Source organism: Aurantimonas manganoxydans SI85-9A1 (assembly GCF_000153465.1).
GTDB classification, from domain to species: Bacteria; Pseudomonadota; Alphaproteobacteria; order Rhizobiales; family Rhizobiaceae; genus Aurantimonas; species Aurantimonas manganoxydans.
This window is the reverse complement of the sequence record NZ_CH672387.1, coordinates 2,057,255-2,071,886: the sequence shown is the minus strand read 5'-3', so window position 1 is coordinate 2,071,886 and position 14,632 is coordinate 2,057,255. Positions and strand designations below refer to the sequence as shown.

The 14,632-nt window shown below is 64.1% G+C and carries 17 protein-coding genes; 3 read left to right on the top strand and 14 right to left on the bottom strand.

Annotated elements, in window-relative coordinates; translation table 11 throughout:
* Window positions 1-40 precede the first annotated feature (40 nt).
* Window positions 41-1,240 (top strand): IS256 family transposase, encoded by a 1,200-nt coding sequence (locus SI859A1_RS09790; RefSeq protein WP_009207891.1) that lies wholly within the window; start codon window positions 41-43, stop codon window positions 1,238-1,240.
* Between the two features lie 166 nt (window positions 1,241-1,406).
* Here the strand turns inward: SI859A1_RS09790 and SI859A1_RS09785 are convergent, their stop codons facing one another.
* The 6 genes from SI859A1_RS09785 to SI859A1_RS09760 form a co-directional block, all read right to left on the bottom strand.
* Window positions 1,407-1,820, bottom strand: a complete 414-nt coding sequence (locus SI859A1_RS09785) for a hypothetical protein (protein ID WP_009209624.1) — start codon at window positions 1,818-1,820, stop codon at window positions 1,407-1,409.
* A 93-nt stretch (window positions 1,821-1,913) separates the two neighbouring features.
* Window positions 1,914-2,300, bottom strand: a complete 387-nt coding sequence (csgH, locus tag SI859A1_RS09780; RefSeq protein ID WP_050767502.1) for a curli-like amyloid fiber formation chaperone CsgH — start codon at window positions 2,298-2,300, stop codon at window positions 1,914-1,916.
* Between the two features lie 59 nt (window positions 2,301-2,359).
* Window positions 2,360-2,794, bottom strand: coding sequence for a curlin (locus SI859A1_RS09775; RefSeq protein ID WP_009209622.1), 435 nt, complete (start codon window positions 2,792-2,794; stop codon window positions 2,360-2,362).
* A gap of 225 nt (window positions 2,795-3,019) precedes the next feature.
* On the bottom strand, window positions 3,020-3,856 hold the full coding sequence (locus SI859A1_RS09770; protein ID WP_009209621.1) for a DUF2182 domain-containing protein: 837 nt from the start codon (window positions 3,854-3,856) through the stop codon (window positions 3,020-3,022).
* Between the two features lies 1 nt (window position 3,857).
* On the bottom strand, window positions 3,858-4,490 hold the full coding sequence (locus tag SI859A1_RS09765) for a DUF1326 domain-containing protein (protein ID WP_009209620.1): 633 nt from the start codon (window positions 4,488-4,490) through the stop codon (window positions 3,858-3,860).
* A 30-nt stretch (window positions 4,491-4,520) separates the two neighbouring features.
* On the bottom strand, window positions 4,521-5,156 hold the full coding sequence (locus tag SI859A1_RS09760; RefSeq protein WP_040325653.1) for a DUF1326 domain-containing protein: 636 nt from the start codon (window positions 5,154-5,156) through the stop codon (window positions 4,521-4,523).
* Window positions 5,157-5,601: 445 nt separating this feature from the next.
* Here SI859A1_RS09760 and SI859A1_RS09755 point away from each other — a divergent pair, with 445 nt between their 5' ends.
* On the top strand, window positions 5,602-6,375 hold the full coding sequence (locus SI859A1_RS09755) for a glutaredoxin family protein (protein WP_040325652.1): 774 nt from the start codon (window positions 5,602-5,604) through the stop codon (window positions 6,373-6,375).
* Between the two features lie 6 nt (window positions 6,376-6,381).
* Window positions 6,382-7,116 carry a DUF4396 domain-containing protein gene (locus SI859A1_RS09750; protein ID WP_009209617.1) on the top strand — a complete coding sequence of 245 codons (735 nt, stop codon included), beginning with the start codon at window positions 6,382-6,384 and terminating at the stop codon, window positions 7,114-7,116.
* A gap of 151 nt (window positions 7,117-7,267) precedes the next feature.
* On the opposite strand, the gene SI859A1_RS09745 is transcribed toward SI859A1_RS09750, so the two are convergent.
* The 8 genes from SI859A1_RS09745 to SI859A1_RS09710 all read right to left on the bottom strand — a co-directional run bounded on the left by SI859A1_RS09745 (window position 7,268) and on the right by SI859A1_RS09710 (window position 14,233).
* Window positions 7,268-7,681 carry a c-type cytochrome gene (locus SI859A1_RS09745; protein ID WP_009209616.1) on the bottom strand — a complete coding sequence of 138 codons (414 nt, stop codon included), beginning with the start codon at window positions 7,679-7,681 and terminating at the stop codon, window positions 7,268-7,270.
* A 10-nt stretch (window positions 7,682-7,691) separates the two neighbouring features.
* On the bottom strand, window positions 7,692-8,141 hold the full coding sequence (locus tag SI859A1_RS09740) for a DUF305 domain-containing protein (protein WP_009209615.1): 450 nt from the start codon (window positions 8,139-8,141) through the stop codon (window positions 7,692-7,694).
* 79 nt (window positions 8,142-8,220) lie between these two features.
* Complete coding sequence (locus SI859A1_RS09735; protein WP_040325651.1) at window positions 8,221-8,505, bottom strand: copper-binding protein; 285 nt, start codon at window positions 8,503-8,505, stop codon at window positions 8,221-8,223.
* A 31-nt stretch (window positions 8,506-8,536) separates the two neighbouring features.
* Window positions 8,537-9,025, bottom strand: coding sequence for a cupredoxin domain-containing protein (locus tag SI859A1_RS09730; RefSeq protein ID WP_009209614.1), 489 nt, complete (start codon window positions 9,023-9,025; stop codon window positions 8,537-8,539).
* A 45-nt stretch (window positions 9,026-9,070) separates the two neighbouring features.
* The gene (locus SI859A1_RS09725) at window positions 9,071-10,462 is read right to left on the bottom strand and encodes a multicopper oxidase family protein (RefSeq protein ID WP_009209613.1); all 1,392 of its coding nucleotides are present in this window, start codon (window positions 10,460-10,462) and stop codon (window positions 9,071-9,073) included.
* Between the two features lie 17 nt (window positions 10,463-10,479).
* Window positions 10,480-11,934: a TolC family protein gene (locus SI859A1_RS09720; protein ID WP_009209612.1), complete on the bottom strand. Its 1,455-nt coding sequence runs from the start codon at window positions 11,932-11,934 to the stop codon at window positions 10,480-10,482.
* A gap of 403 nt (window positions 11,935-12,337) precedes the next feature.
* Window positions 12,338-12,667, bottom strand: a complete 330-nt coding sequence (locus SI859A1_RS21635) for a hypothetical protein (protein ID WP_040325650.1) — start codon at window positions 12,665-12,667, stop codon at window positions 12,338-12,340.
* 183 nt (window positions 12,668-12,850) lie between these two features.
* Window positions 12,851-14,233: an MFS transporter gene (locus SI859A1_RS09710; RefSeq protein WP_009209610.1), complete on the bottom strand. Its 1,383-nt coding sequence runs from the start codon at window positions 14,231-14,233 to the stop codon at window positions 12,851-12,853.
* Window positions 14,234-14,632: the final 399 nt, after the last annotated feature.

The following is a 14,632-nucleotide window of genomic DNA, read 5'->3' as shown; positions in this document are numbered from 1 at the left end:
GCTTGGGTTGCGAGACCTAACTGCAACCGGAGATCCCCTGATGACCAATGACATGATGGGCCTGCGCAGCCTTCTGGAGAAGACCCCTGATGCCGATCTGCTGCGCGAGATGATCGGCTTTGCCGCCGAGCGGCTGATGGAACTGGAGGTCGGTGCCGCGACTGGCGCCGGCTATGGCGAGAAGAGTGCCGAGCGCCTCGCCCAGCGCAATGGCTACCGCGACAGGGACTGGCAGACGAGAGCCGGCACAGTCGAGTTGCGCATCCCAAAGCTGCGCAGGGGCAGCTACTTTCCCGGCTTTCTGGAGCCGCGGCGCATGGCCGAGAAGGCCCTGACGGCCGTCATTCAAGAGGCCTATGTCCAGGGCATCTCGACGCGCTCGGTCGACGACCTGGTCAAGGCGATGGGCATGACCGGCATCTCCAAGAGCCAGGTGTCGAGGCTGTGTGAAGAGATCGACGGCAAGGTAAAAGCCTTTCTGGAGCGGCCGATCGAAGGCGACTGGCCCTATCTCTGGATCGACGCCACCTACCTCAAGGTCCGCCGCGGCGGCCGCATCGTCTCGGTTGCCGTGATCATCGCCGTCGGCGTCAACGCCGATGGCCGGCGTGAGGTTCTCGGCATGGAGATCGGCACCTCGGAAGCCGAGCCGATCTGGACCGAGTTCCTGAGAAAGCTGACCCGACGCGGCCTTCGCGGCGTGAAGCTCGTCGTGTCCGACGCTCACGAGGGCATCAAAGCCGCGGTCACCAAGGTGCTAACGGCGACATGGCAGCGCTGCCGCGTGCACTTCATGCGCAACGTCCTGGCCCATGCTGGCAAGAGCGGCCGTCGTGTCGTCTCCGCCTTCATCGCCACCGCCTTTGCCCAAGAGACGCCAGAGGCCGCCAGCCAGCAATGGCGCTCCGTCGCCGACCAGATCCGGCCAAAGGTGCCGAAGCTCGCTGCCATCCTCGACGAGGCCGAGCCCGACGTGCTGGCCTACATGACCTTCCCTAGGGAGCATCGGGCCAAATTGCACAGCACGAATCCGATCGAGCGGCTGAACGGCGAGATCAAGCGGCGCACCGACGTCGTCGGCATCTTTCCCAACGATGAGGCCATCCAGCGCCTCGTCGGCGCGCTGCTGCTCGAGCAAAATGATGAGTGGGCGGTTCAGCGGGCCAGGTACATGACACTGGAATCCGTCGCTCCCCTGAGCGATGATCCGTTCGTTAGCCTGCCAGCCGTGGCACGCTGATCAATCCGGCTTGGCCGGAACCGCACGGCCATCGCCGTCAGCTACACCACATGGTGGGACACTATCGGTAACCAGCCATCCCGACACGGCATGTGGATCGGAATCGCCGGATTCTAGTGCATGGACCAACTCCGCGGGCATCGAGCCTGAAAGCTAGCGATTCCCGTCACCAACCGTAGGTAAAGGTCGCGCCGCTGTTGCGGTTGCCGGATTGGACGATAGCATCCCGGGCCCCGCGTCCGAATTGGAAGAGACCGTAGGCGTTGCCGTCGCCGTTCTGCTCCAGCGTGCCAGAATGGCCATTCCCGCGCTGCTGGACGAGACCGACATTGGCCCGTCCGCGCTGGGCGAGGCCGGCGTTGTTGCCCTGGCCTTTCTGCCGGATCGAGCCGTCCTTGAGGCCGTTATAGAGCGAATAGATCCGCAGCCCCGCTTCAACGGCCCCGCTCGTCTGCCGGTCATTCGGGGCGAAGGTCCACGACACCTGGCCGCCGGCGGCCGCGGGCGTGGCGAAGGTCGCCGGGGTGACCACAGCAATGGCAAGTGCGGCCGCAATGGCGTTCGCGGAAATGAAGGTCATGGAGATCTCCGTTCCCCGGTCTGTTCCGGGACATGCGTTGTTTGGAAACGGCCCCGCCGGGCCGGCGCGGCAAAGCAGGGTGTTGTCGCTTCGTCAGATCCTGCCGCCGACTTGGGCGGAACAGGATATCGTCTTGCCATCGACGACGACGGTCAGATCGGCGTCGTAGCCGGAGCCGCCGGCGCTGAGCGTGACCATTCCGAGTTGTTCCGTCCCGCCGGAAGCGATGGCAAAGGGCCCGCCTTGCCGGATGTCGGTTCCCCACCCCGAGACGTGGAACGCATACTCACCACGCGCTGACTTCGCGGCATGGGCGAGCGCGGTCAGTTCGACCGAACCGCCCCGGCGCGAGACGTCGAGTTCGCACCGGATTGGCGCCTCGGCCGATCGCGTGACCGCTGGGCCGGCAAAGGCGGCGGTGGTGGCGCCGAGGAGAACCAGAGCCGCGGCGAGCCGGTGGCGAGGGCGGAGCAATGGCATGGCGGGCCTCATCAATGGAATGGGAACGTAACGGGTGGGACGCGCCGCTCAGCGCGGGATCAGTCGCAGGCCTGGACGAGGGCCGCAACGTTCCCGCTGCCACCCTGCGCGACGTCGGCCGAGCAGCCGCGTCCGACCTGAACACCGGCTGCAATGTTGCCGTGGCCGTCCTGGGAGAGGATTGTCGTGTGGTCGGAGCCGAACTGGCCGATGCCGGCGGAGTTGCGGCTGCCGTTCTGGTAGGTCGCGCCGTAATGCCTGCGCCCCTCCTGACCGATGACCGACAGATTGTGCGAGCCGCGCTGCTCGCCGACCGAGCGATTGTATCGGCCGTCCTGATGGACGCGGATACGGTTGCGGTAGCCTTGCTGAGATCCGCCGGCGGAGTTCGACCAGCCGTACTGGTCGAAACGCACGTCGTTGGCGGATGCTTGGGTCACGGCCGTCAGGCCGGCGAGAACAACGAGGGCGGAAGCAAGGGGCAAGCGGATCATCTGGGCATCTCCGACAAGAGCACATCGGCTCGGGATGGAATGACCCGAACTTGAACCCGGCCGCCGGAACCGTCGCTGAATGTGTCGTTCATACCGCGTTCAGCGCCACACGATGACCGGGAGGGCCGAAGGCGACGCGAGCTTCAGGCAGGTTCAGAGTGAGTTCGAGTAACAAGAAAGGCGCAGACAATCGATGGCTTCGCGTTTGGTCGAGTCAGCAGCTGATCAGATTGCCCCGATCGCGATCCAGGCCCCGGCGAGCACGAACATCGAGCCTAGTACTCGCGCCAACCTGTCGCCTCGGGGCATAATCTTCTCCAGGAGGACAATGATAGACAGCCCGGCAATCCAGTAGACATTCATGATGCCGCCTACGAACAGCAACGCCATCAAGGTCCAGCAGCAGCCGAGGCAGTATGCGCCGTGTCCGACGCCCATGCGAAAGGCGCCGGCGCGGCCGTTGCGCCAGTGCCGAGACAGGAACTCGGCAGGCGCGCGGCAATGTTCAAGGCACACCCGCTTGAATGGAGACATCTGGTAGAGGCCGGCGGCGACGAGAAAGGCCGCCGCCATCCAGACATTCACCGACCACATCATCGGCCGGGACAGAAGATCGAGTTGTTCGCAGGCGAACTGAAGAGTGGTTGCGAACAGGGAAAACGCGAGCCAGACAAGGAGATAACCGCCGAGAAAGACGCCGGATGGGATCGCACCAGCGGCCATGTGTCCCCTGCTTTGGGCGTGGCGACTGACCCGGGCGTGCAGCAGAACCATCGGCGTGACGCTTGGGATCATCATGGCGATCATCATGATCCACCACATGCCGGCAACGATGATCCAGGTCGCGACCGACCACGCAGTCGCCGGCATCGTCAATCCCGCCTCCCCGCCGGGAAAGATCGCGGGGCGGCTCATCACCCAGATGTTCATGCCGGTGCCGGCCCCGACCAGCAGCCACGCCCACGCCAGAATGAGGAGCGCGACAAGGCCGGTCAGCATGACCAGGCGGTCCCGCCGGATCAATATCTCCACTGCCGATGTCCGGGGGACAGCGTCGGCCATGTCAGACCCTGATCGGCCCCTGCCCGCTCAAATGCAGCCGGGCGAACTGGCCGTAGGAGTTTGCGAGATCGAAAGCGATTGGGCCCTGCGTCTTCGAGGAGGCGCTGCCGACTTCCGCCAAGGTGTACTCGAACCCGTCGGGCAGATCGATCCGCGCCCGATGCTCCCGTCCCGTCACGACATTGCGGATGGGCTCGCCGGTAATGTCGATGAAGCCATCGACGTGGATGTGCCCGCGCCGCGCATCGACGTCGACGTCCATGTCGATCTTGCGGAAGGCGGGCTCGAAGAACTCGCTCACGGTCGACGCGAAGACGTTAAACATCGTTCTGCCGGGCTCGGAGTCCTCCCCGGACATGATCGTCAGAAGCGCCTGACGCTGGTTCTCGTCGGCGCGCTCGTCGACGATCGGCTGGCACTTGCCGCCACCTTCGTGGATGGCGCCAGGCCATTGGAAGATGAACGCGATACGCATCCCGTCGAGACTGACCCTCCCATGGTACCCTCGCCGGATGTCGATCGCACCGTTCGCCTGGCAGTGTCCGTGCGTCGGCAGAGCGTTGAACTGGCAGGGGCAGCCATAGGCGCAGTTGCAGTTGACCAGTTCCACTCCTTCGATTTCCCAAGGCGTCATGACATCGTCCCTTCGGGTTCAGCCAGGCCGTTATGCGTCGATGATGCCGTACGGCCCGTACGCGGCATTCCAGAGCGCGCCGTAGCGGCTCTGCCTGTGCATGCCGATCTCGCCATTGCTGGTGAAGGTGCCGCTTGCCACCTCCGCTTCGCGGAATTCGAAGCCGTCAGGCAACACGATGCGGGCGCGATGCGCCAAGCCTGTCACAGGATTGCGAATGGGCTCCAGCTCGAGAGCGAGTTGATCCTCGATACGGAACCAGCCGGTTCGCGCCTCGACGTCGCTGCCGAAGTCGATCGAAGCGAAGACCGGTGGCAATTCCTCGGCGATCGTCGAGCCATAGATGTTGAAGACGGTGGTCGGCTCCTGTTCGCCACCCCCGAGGATGATGCTCAGCGCCTCGACCTGGGTGGGTGTGGCGTCGCAGTCGATGAAGCCTTGAACGACGCCGCCGCCTTCGTGCACGGGGCCAGGCCAGCGATAGGCTGCCGCAACCTTGAGGCCGTCCAGCCGCAGATCACCGAACCAGCCTTCATCGATCCGCATGCATTCGAGCCCTTCGCAGAGCCCTTCCGTCGGCTTTCCGTTGAATTCGCAAGGACAACCGTAGTCGCAACTGCACGCTGCGATCTTCGGTCCTTTCATTGCCCAGTCGACGTAGGGCATCGCAATTCTCCAAGCGGAAACGAATACTAACAGTCTCGAACGCGGAGGGAAAGCCACGGACATGCGGCCCAGAGCCGTTAGCAGAATGGCAGGCTTTGAGGCCACCTTGCAAATAGCGGCCGCTCGATCACGCCCGCAAGAACCGAAGACTAAGAGCCTGTTTGAGAATGGGTTCAATAACTGATCCGTCGCAAGAGAAGGCTTCCCATTGGGACGTGGATAGTGGCCTCGGAGAAGTCGTCTACAAATATAGGGGCTATTCAGATCCAGTGCCTGATCGCTGTGTCTCGCCGCGTCTCCGGATGCGAGCGCTCCTGAATTACGACACGCTTCGTGTGCGGATTTTCGATCCTGCCTTGACCTTCCAGTGGCTGGAATCTCCATCTGATACCGACGATCGGCGAACGAACGAGTGTTCGCTGGCCATCGTTGCAGGAGAATTGGCATGAGTACGATATTGCCGTCACCATCACGGAAGACGGCCGTCCTCTACCGGATGGTCATGGAGGACCATGTCTGCCCCTATGGGCTGAAGTCGAAGGACCTTCTCGAGCGCGAAGGGTTCACGGTCGACGACAACTGGCTGACCACCCGCGAGGAGACCGACGCCTTCAAGACGAAGCATGGGGTCGACACGACGCCGCAGGCCTTCATCGGCGGCGATCGCGTCGGCGGTTACACCGACCTGCGCGAACATTTCGGCAAGTCGGTCCAGTCGGAGGACGAGACCACCTACCAGCCGGTGATCGCCATCTTCTCGGTCGCCTTCCTGATGGCGCTGGCGGTCTCCTTCGCCGCCTATCAGACGATCTTCACCCTGCGGGCGATCGAGTGGTTCTTCGCCATCTCCATGTGCCTGCTCGGCATCCAGAAGCTGCAGGACGTCGAGAGTTTCTCGACCATGTTCCTGAATTACGACCTTCTGGCCAAGCGATGGGTGCGCTACGGCAAGATCTACCCGTTCGGCGAGACGCTGGCCGGCGTGCTGATGATCGCCGGCACCCTCACCTGGCTGTCGGCGCCGATCGCGCTGATCATCGGAACCATCGGCGCCGTGTCGGTCTTCTATGCGGTCTATGTGCAGAAGCGCGAACTCAAATGCGCCTGCGTCGGCGGCGGCTCGAACGTGCCCCTGGGCTTCGTGTCGCTGACCGAGAACCTTGTCATGATCGGCATGGGCCTGTGGATGCCCGTGCGGATATTGGTCTGGGGAGGCTGAGCAACGATGATTCCCGAATGGCTTCACACCCTGGCATTGGCAATGCTTCTCATCGGCTTTGCCTGCGCCGTCATCATCCTCCTCGACATCCTGCACAACCCGCAGCACATGTCGATCATGAACGCCGTCTGGCCGATCACCGGTCTTTACGCCGGCCCCCTCGCCGTCTGGGCCTACTGGACTTACGGCCGCCTGGCACGTCACAAACTGGCCCACGCTGCCATGCAGCGGGACGAGCCGATGCCGCACAAGCAACTGACGCCCTTCCCGACCAAGGTCGGCAAGGGCGCAACCCATTGCGGAGCCGGATGCACGCTTGGCGACATCACCGCCGAATGGTTGGTTTTCCTTGTGCCGGCGATCGCCGTCTGGTTCGGCTACGAGAGCCTGTTCGCGGAGAAGATCTACGCCGTCTGGATCGTTGACTACATTTTCGCTTTCGTCATCGGCGTCGGCTTCCAGTATGCGACCATCGTGCCGATGCGCGGCCTGTCTCCGGGCCGCGGAGTGATCGAGGCGATCAAGGCCGACACCCTGTCGCTGACCTCGTGGCAGATTGGTATGTACGGCTTCATGGCGCTGGCGCATTTCTGGATCTTCGGCTCGATCCTCGGCGTCAAGCTCGAAGTGAACATGATCGAGTTCTGGGCCGCGATGCAGATCGCGATGATCTGCGGATTCCTGACCTCCTATCCGGTCAACTGGTGGCTGATCCGCAAGGGTATCAAGGAAGCAATGTAATCACGAAGGAGAACGACGATGATGGGTGAACATTCTGGTGAAATGGGCTGGATGCCCTTCGGCATGGGGCTGTGGGGCATTCTGGTCCTCGTGGTCTTCGTCCTGGTGATTGCGGCCCTGGTGAAGTACCTGCGCCGCTGATCGCAACAGCTCAGAAGATGCCGTTTGCCTGCTGGACCTCGCGGACATAGGCGACGATGTCGGCGATCTGTCGCTGACTCACTCCTTCGACCGGCGGCATGTTCCCGAAGCCCCAGTGGTGGGCCCGGGTGCCCTGCGTCGCAGCGATCAGGAATGCCTGGTCGCTGTGATGGTTCGGCTCGTAGATCCGGTGGATCAGCGGCGGCCCCTGATCGGTGCCACCAGCATTATCCCCGTGGCAGGCGGCACAGTTCGCGGCGAACAAATCCTGCCCCCGCTCCGCCCGGAAGGAGAGCGGGGGTATATTCACGGCCACGATATGCTCCGTGGATGCCGGCCCGGCGAACATCACGCGCCAGAGAAGGAACGCGCCCACCGCCAGTGCGCCGGCGATGACCGCGATCGTGGTTTTCGACAACCTCATCGGTTTCTCCTCAGTCGTCGTCCTGAAGATCGGCGATCAGCGCTTTCATCTCGCCGATCTCCCGGCGCTGCGCCTCGATGATCTCGTCGGCGAGCTTGCGGACGCGCGGATCGGAGATGTTGGCGCGCTCGCTGGTCAGGATGGCGATCGAATGATGCGGGATCATCGCCTTCATCCAGGCGACGTCCGCGATCGTGTCCTGGCTGCGTACGAGATAAAGCGAGCCGGCGAAGGCGATGGTCGCCGCGGCGAAGATCGCGATATTGGCCGTCCGGTTTCGGTACATGCCGAGCATGAACGCCAGCATGATGACGGCCATTGTCGCCCCCATGACGATCGCCATCCACGCCCGGGTTTCGCTGAAGAGGATATGATCGAGGCTGTAGGTGTTCAGATACATCAGTCCGAACATCACGATGGTGGAAGTCGCGATCATCGCGCCGAAGGTCGAGTATTTCATGGGCCGGGTCTCCGGTGATGGTGGTGGTGTTTGGGACCTGCTCCCGCCGAGCGGTTGGTGCCGCCCGACGGGAAGTCGCCTATTTCATCTCGACGACGGTCAACTTGCCGCGGATCCGCTCCGCAACGAACTCGATCGCCTGACCTTCCTTTGCCGTTTCCAGCATCGCCGGATCGGCGACGACGAACACCATCGTCATCGCCGGCATGTCGAGATTTGCCAGTTCCTCATGTTTGATCGTCAGCTTGCTGGCCTTGGTATCGACCTTCTGGACGGTGCCTTTGGTGTAATCGGCGGCAAGAGCCGGCAGAGCCAGGGGAAGCGCAACGAGCGCCAGCGCGAGGGTTTTCACGAATTTGGACATGGTTGTCTCCTGAGGATTGTTCGGTCGGCGGTTATTCGGCGGCAACGGTCAGCGGACCGTGCATGCCGGATTCGTAGTGGCCGGGGATCAGACAGGCGAACTCGAAGCTGCCGTCATTGGTGAAGGTCCAGACGATCTGGCCGCTCTCGCCGGGCGCCAGACGCACGGAGTTCGGATCGTCGTGCTCCATCTCCGGGAACTTCTCCATGAGCGCCTTGTGCTCCTGGATCATCTCGTGCCCGTCCATGACGAACTCGTGCTCGATCTCGCCATCGTTGCGGATGTCGAGAAGCACGGTCTCGCCCCGCTTGACCGCGATCGACGACGGCTCGAACAGCATCTCGCCGTCGTCGGTCTCCAGCATCCGCACGGCAATGGTTCGCCCCGCTTGCGCGGGCTCCGCCGGCTTGCCGAGCATCATCTCCTCGTGGTGCCCCCCCGAATGGCTCCCGGCCGCCAAGGCGGTGACGGGGGCAAGCGGCAACATGGCGGCGAGCAGCAGCGTCGTAAGTTTGCGCATGAATGGTCCTCTTTGGTTGTGGTTGATGTCCCTTGCGTCCCGGCCTCAATGGCCGGAATGATCGCCGCCGGCCGGCATGACCCGTCTGGCGGATGGCGTGTGGGGCAGTGCGGCACCGTCAGCGCTGCCAGCCGGTGCGGCGGGTGCTTCCGGGAGGGAGCCGGTCCACTCGTAGGCCACCGTTCCGGCGGGAAATTCGTAGTCGCCCGGATCGGCATAATCGTCGGCCGCAAGGCCGTCCCGAACCTTCATCACGGTGAACATGCCGCCCATCTCGAGGGAGCCGAACTGTCCCCAGCCGGCCATCATCGGGATCGTGTTGTCCGGCAGTGGCATCGCCATCTCGGCCATTTCGGCCATCCCGGTTTCGCCCATCGGCATGTAGTCCGGCTGGATCTGACGGATCTTCGCCGCAACCCTTGCCTTGTTGGCATTCATCGGCGTCGGGATGTCGTGCCCCATCGCGTTCATCGTGTGGTGCGACTTGTGGCAATGCAGGGCCCAGTCGCCCGGATAGACCGCGTCGAACTCGTAGGCGCGCATCGCACCCACGGGAATGTCGATCGAGACCTCCGGCCAGCGTGCCTCGGGCTTCACCCACCCTCCGTCGGTGCAGGTCACCTCGAAGTCGTAACCGTGCATGTGGATCGGATGATTGGTCATCGTCAGGTTTCCGACCCGCACCCGAACCCGGTCGCCGGTCGCGGCGACGAGAGGCGCAACATCCGGGAAAACCCGGGCGTTGATCGCCCACAGATTGAAATCGGTCATCTCCATGACCTTCGGCAAATACGCACCGGGATCGATGTCGTAGGCCGACAGCATGAAGACGAAGTCCCGATCGACCGGCATGAAGGCCGGGTCCTTCGGATGGATGATGAACATGCCCATCATCCCCATGGCCATCTGGACCATCTCGTCGCCATGCGGATGGTACATGAAGGTCCCGCTCTTCACGGCGTCGAACTCGTAGACAAACGTCTTGCCGGGCGGAATTCCCGGCTGGGTCAGGCCGGTCACGCCGTCCATGCCGCAGGGCAGGATGACGCCGTGCCAGTGAACGGTCGTGTGCTCCCTCAACTTGTTCGATACGAAGATCCGCACCCGGTCGCCTTCGACGCATTCGATGGTCGGTCCCGGCGCCTGGCCGTTGTAGCCCCACAGATAGGCGGTCATGCCCTCGCCCATCTCCCGCTCCACCGGTTCGGCAACGAGGTGGAACTCCTTGACGCCGTTGTTCATGCGGAAGGGCAGTGACCAGCCGTTCAGCGTCACCACCGGGTTGTAGTCCGGCCCGGCCGTCGGCATCAGAGGCGGCTGGGTGGCCGCCGTTTCCATGATCGGCGCTTCCGGAAGCCCCATGGCCGACGTTTTTGACCAGGCCGCGACACCTGCAAGAGCCGCTCCGGCCCCGATGAATTGTCGTCTCGAAACCATCGTTCGGATCCTTTCGATCAATCGTCGCCGGAGGCCGACGCCATCTCGGCGCCGCCAGCGGCTTCGGGCGCATCTTCGCCGCCGCCGTAGACGGCAGCGGTGCGAGCGGCGTCGGCGAGGTGGAATTCGCGCTTTGCGTTGAGGGAGAGCAGGATCGCGTCGAGCTTCGCCCGCGTATCGGCGAGGAGATCAAAGGTGCTCGTGATCATCCCGTTGTAGGTGAGAAGAGCTTCCTTCTCGATCGTCGTCCGCAATGGCACGACGCGAGAGCGGTAGTGCCGGGCGATCTCGCTGCGGCCGCGATAGGCCTTGTAGGCAGCGCGTGCCTGCGACCGGATGTCGACGGCTTTGGCCGCCAGCTGGTTGGCTGCCTTCAGGTACTGGAATTCCGCCTTTCGAAGCCGGGCCTGCCCGCTGTCGAAGATCGGGATTTCGAGCCCTACCTCCACCGATGCGGACACGACGTTCCTTGCCGCTTCGGATCCATCCTCGCGTTCCTCGACCTCGCGTTCTACCTCCACGCCGGCGGCCAGTTCGAGGTCGGACACATATCGCGTGGCCCTGGTCAGGCCGTAGGACCGCGCCAGCGCCTCGAGTTCGAGACGCGCGACCTGCAGGTCGACCCGGTTGCGAAGGGCCTCCGCCTCGATGGCCTTGAAGCCCTTCAGCGTGCCGGGCAGTCCGGGCAGTGCGTTCGGAACCTCGAAATCGAGATTCTTCCCCCATACGCCCATCACCCGGTAGAGCTTCTCCTTCGCCAGTTGCGCGGCCAGTCGCGCTTCGGCCGTCCGCCCGGTCAGCTCGGCATAGAAGGCTTGTTCGCGGGCCTGCTCGACCTTCGGCATCGCTCCGGTCCGGCCCAGTTCGCTCGCCAGTTCCGCCGCGGCGTCCGCGGCGACCTTCGCACGGTTCAGATAGGCGACCGTCTCCCAGCCCGCGACAGCCTCGATCCATGCCTCACGCGTTCTGGCCGCAAGCGCCAGCGTTGCGTCGACGACCCGCAATTGCGCCTGGAGGACCCGGACCTCGGCGACGTCGAGGCGCCGTTCACGGGTCATCATCCGGATGATGTTGGCGGCGATCAGTCCCTCGATCGTCCGCCCGACACCGATCCCACTGTAGGAGAGCGAAAGCCTCGGATTGACGGCGAGCCCTTCCTGCCAGAGTTCGGCAACCGACAATCCGACCTCTGCATAGTCCGCCTGCAACGTCTTGTTGCTGAGAAGCGCGACCTGAACGGCCGCGTCGGCGCCGATATATTTCGCCGCGAGCAGGTTCCGGACCCGCTCGTTGGCCGCCGCAGCCTGCGCCTGATCCTGGACCCAGACCGTCTGCTTCCCCAGACGGCGTCCGGCGTCTGCCGACACGACATCGAAGCCGTGATCCGGCTCGAATGTCTCCGAAGCCGCAACGCAGCCCGACATGATCAGCGGCAGGAGAATGACGCTGCCCATCTTGAACAGCGGCCTCATCGTGCCGGCTCCCGGCCGGCGACGGGGGATATGTTCACGCCCGTACCGCGCCAACCATCCGGCTCGCGGACCGTGCGATGGGTATAGGCCCCGACGACGGAAGCACGGCCGGGTGTTCCACCGGGAGTGCTCGGGTCCTCAGGTGACGGGAACACGGTCGTTTCGGGCAGACCCCGAGCAGCGTCCGCACAGCCCGCAAGAAGCAGGCCGGGCAGGATGCCGGCAATGATGGAGAATCTCATTGTTGAACCTGAACGCCATACCGTTAGCCGCGAGATGCGCCTCGCGGAACCGGTCATGGGGGAAGAGGATCAGGCTTCGCCGTGGGCGAATTCCTGACGTCCACGCTTGCGACCAAGGGATGGCCGGAAGACGCAACAAGGCTGACAAAAGCCCTGGACGATCAGGTTCGAGGAGGACGCTCGGTGGTGGGGCCGGACTGTCCGGTCAGATCCGTCGTAAGGATCGGATAGGACAGATTGCGGCTGACCGGCATGGCGTCGGTCGGCCCGACGGCCTGCGGCACGGCCGTCAGGCAGTGCGTCGCACAGTCACTTCCGCCGGCGGCCTTGTGATCATGGGCTTTCACGGGCGCATGGTGGCCATCGTGCGCATGTCCGGGTTCGCCGGCCATATCCGCCTGGGCGACCTTCGCCATGGCGAGGGGCTGCGACGACATGATGGACGGTTCCGCCCCGACCGACCCGACGGATGCGAACAGCATGCTCAGCATGACCGCGAGAGCAGTCAGCAGCCGAGCAGGCGTGCGAGCATGGGATCGGTGAAACATCATCGCGCGGTGGATATCATGAACTCGACGAGGCGTCCATTCTCAGACCCCTGCCCTCATGGGACGCGCCTGGCTCGACGCTAAGACTTCCGTACTCCGCCCCCGTCATAGCGGGAAGCTCGCGAGTCACCCGCCGGCGGTACCGGTCGGCCAGATCGCGTGGTGGTCGTCGATCACCAGAGCGTGCCGATGGCGGATCGGCTGGTGGCGATGCGGATGGCGGTGTGGCTCCGGCCCCTCCCAGCCCTCGTGTTCGTGCCGGTGGTGATCGTCGTGGACATGCAGCGAGCCGTGCACAAGCGCCTGGTGGACATGCTCGATCTCGACCGGATCGCTCGCCGGCCAGAAGACCAGCGCGACCGCTACGCTTGCGGCCGCTCCAGCAGCCATGACCAGGAACGTCGGGCCAAGGCCGATCGTCGCGCCAAGCCACCCGGCGGCTGGATAGGTGACGAGCCAACAGGCGTGCGAGAGAGCGAATTGCGCGGCGAAGACGGCGGGCCGGCTGTCGGCATCGGAGGAACGGCGCAGGAGCAGCCCCCCGGGCGTCCCTATCGCCGACGCGGCGGCACCGAGCAGGGCCCACAGGATGACGCTGCCCAGCCATCCAAGGCCCGTGCCGGCTATGACGAGGAGGCCCGCCATGGCGCTCGCGCCAGTCAGCATGACGGTGCGGGCCGGAACCCGGTCGAGAAGCCGCGAGAGCAGGATGGCGACCGCCATCGAGCCCAGGCCGTAGGCGGCGAAGAGCAAGGCCACGTCGTCGTTGGTGCCGCCGAGATCGGCGCGCACGACGACGACGGTGTTGACGATCACCATCGCCCCGCCCGACGACGCCGCGAAGGACAGGGCCAGGAGACCGCGCAGGCGCGGTGTCGCGAGATAGACGCGGATCCCCCGGGTCAACTTGTCGACGAACCGACCGCCGGTGGCCGCCTTCGCGACCGGAAGCGCGACCGAGACGACCAGTGCCGCGGATGCGAGGAAGCCGAAGACCGTGCCGAGAAACAGCCAGTGGAAGGAGATCACGGTGAGCAGAAGCCCTGCTAGGAGCGGACTGAAGAGCGACTCGAGGTCGTAGGCAAGCCGCGAGAGCGACAGGGCGTTCGTGTACGCCCGCTCGTCCGGCAGGATGTCCGGGATCGTGCCCTGGAAGGTCGGCGTGAACAACGCCGACATCGACTGGAACGCGAAGACCAGGGCGTAGACCTGCCAGATCTCGGTGACGAAGGGCAGGACGAGCACGAAGGCCGCCCGGGCGAGGTCGAGGCCGACGAGCAGCGTCCGCCGTGGCAGGTAGCCCGTCAGGACCCCGGCGAACTGCGAGACACCCACATAGGCGATCATCTTGATCGCAAGCGCCGTCCCGAGCACCGCGCCGGCGTCGGCGCCGGCAAGGTCGTAGGCGAGCAGCCCCAGCGCCACCGTCGTCAGGCCGGTCCCGATCAGCGACAGAACCTGCGCTGCGAAGAGATGGCGATAAATACGGTGGCGCAGAACGGTCAGCATCGTGGCTCCCCGAGCGTTGCGGTTTGACCTTCAGGATGGCTTGCCGACCGATGGCACGGGATCATTGGTCGGTGCTCATCGAAAGGCCACGTCAGACCTTGCGATCGAAGGCGGTATAGGTGCCGCTCGTGCGCAATGTCAGGGACACCGGCGCATGGCCGCGGTTATGCAAGAACCATCTGTCGGGTCTGCGGCGGCACCACAGCGATCGCAAGCTTGATGACGGGCGGGAGTTTATGGGCGGCATGCGACATCGGAATCCCCGCAGATGATCAGCTTCACAGATCTGCCGCCACCGTTCTACCTGCGACGATCTGTGCATTGCGTGGCTTCCTGTGGCCATCGGGATTCTATACGAAAGCGTATAGCTGCTGACATGCGGCGGGCGAGATCCCTCGT

What these genes read in the sequence shown, in the direction of transcription:
- SI859A1_RS09750 (WP_009209617.1), top strand. Translation starts at nt 6,382, where the DNA reads ATGATTCCCGAATGGCTTCACACCCTGGCATTGGCAATGCTTCTCATC.
- SI859A1_RS09720 (WP_009209612.1), bottom strand. Translation starts at nt 11,934, where the DNA reads ATGAGGCCGCTGTTCAAGATGGGCAGCGTCATTCTCCTGCCGCTGATC.
- csgH (WP_050767502.1), bottom strand. Translation starts at nt 2,300, where the DNA reads ATGCCATTGCTCCGCCCTCGCCACCGGCTCGCCGCGGCTCTGGTTCTC.
- SI859A1_RS09775 (WP_009209622.1), bottom strand. Translation starts at nt 2,794, where the DNA reads ATGATCCGCTTGCCCCTTGCTTCCGCCCTCGTTGTTCTCGCCGGCCTG.
- SI859A1_RS09790 (WP_009207891.1), top strand. Translation starts at nt 41, where the DNA reads ATGACCAATGACATGATGGGCCTGCGCAGCCTTCTGGAGAAGACCCCT.
- SI859A1_RS09745 (WP_009209616.1), bottom strand. Translation starts at nt 7,681, where the DNA reads ATGAGGTTGTCGAAAACCACGATCGCGGTCATCGCCGGCGCACTGGCG.
- SI859A1_RS09765 (WP_009209620.1), bottom strand. Translation starts at nt 4,490, where the DNA reads ATGACGCCTTGGGAAATCGAAGGAGTGGAACTGGTCAACTGCAACTGC.
- SI859A1_RS09730 (WP_009209614.1), bottom strand. Translation starts at nt 9,025, where the DNA reads ATGCGCAAACTTACGACGCTGCTGCTCGCCGCCATGTTGCCGCTTGCC.
- SI859A1_RS09760 (WP_040325653.1), bottom strand. Translation starts at nt 5,156, where the DNA reads ATGCCCTACGTCGACTGGGCAATGAAAGGACCGAAGATCGCAGCGTGC.
- SI859A1_RS09770 (WP_009209621.1), bottom strand. Translation starts at nt 3,856, where the DNA reads ATGGCCGACGCTGTCCCCCGGACATCGGCAGTGGAGATATTGATCCGG.
- SI859A1_RS09755 (WP_040325652.1), top strand. Translation starts at nt 5,602, where the DNA reads ATGAGTACGATATTGCCGTCACCATCACGGAAGACGGCCGTCCTCTAC.
- SI859A1_RS21635 (WP_040325650.1), bottom strand. Translation starts at nt 12,667, where the DNA reads ATGCTGAGCATGCTGTTCGCATCCGTCGGGTCGGTCGGGGCGGAACCG.
- SI859A1_RS09735 (WP_040325651.1), bottom strand. Translation starts at nt 8,505, where the DNA reads ATGTCCAAATTCGTGAAAACCCTCGCGCTGGCGCTCGTTGCGCTTCCC.
- SI859A1_RS09740 (WP_009209615.1), bottom strand. Translation starts at nt 8,141, where the DNA reads ATGAAATACTCGACCTTCGGCGCGATGATCGCGACTTCCACCATCGTG.
- SI859A1_RS09725 (WP_009209613.1), bottom strand. Translation starts at nt 10,462, where the DNA reads ATGGTTTCGAGACGACAATTCATCGGGGCCGGAGCGGCTCTTGCAGGT.
- SI859A1_RS09710 (WP_009209610.1), bottom strand. Translation starts at nt 14,233, where the DNA reads ATGCTGACCGTTCTGCGCCACCGTATTTATCGCCATCTCTTCGCAGCG.
- SI859A1_RS09785 (WP_009209624.1), bottom strand. Translation starts at nt 1,820, where the DNA reads ATGACCTTCATTTCCGCGAACGCCATTGCGGCCGCACTTGCCATTGCT.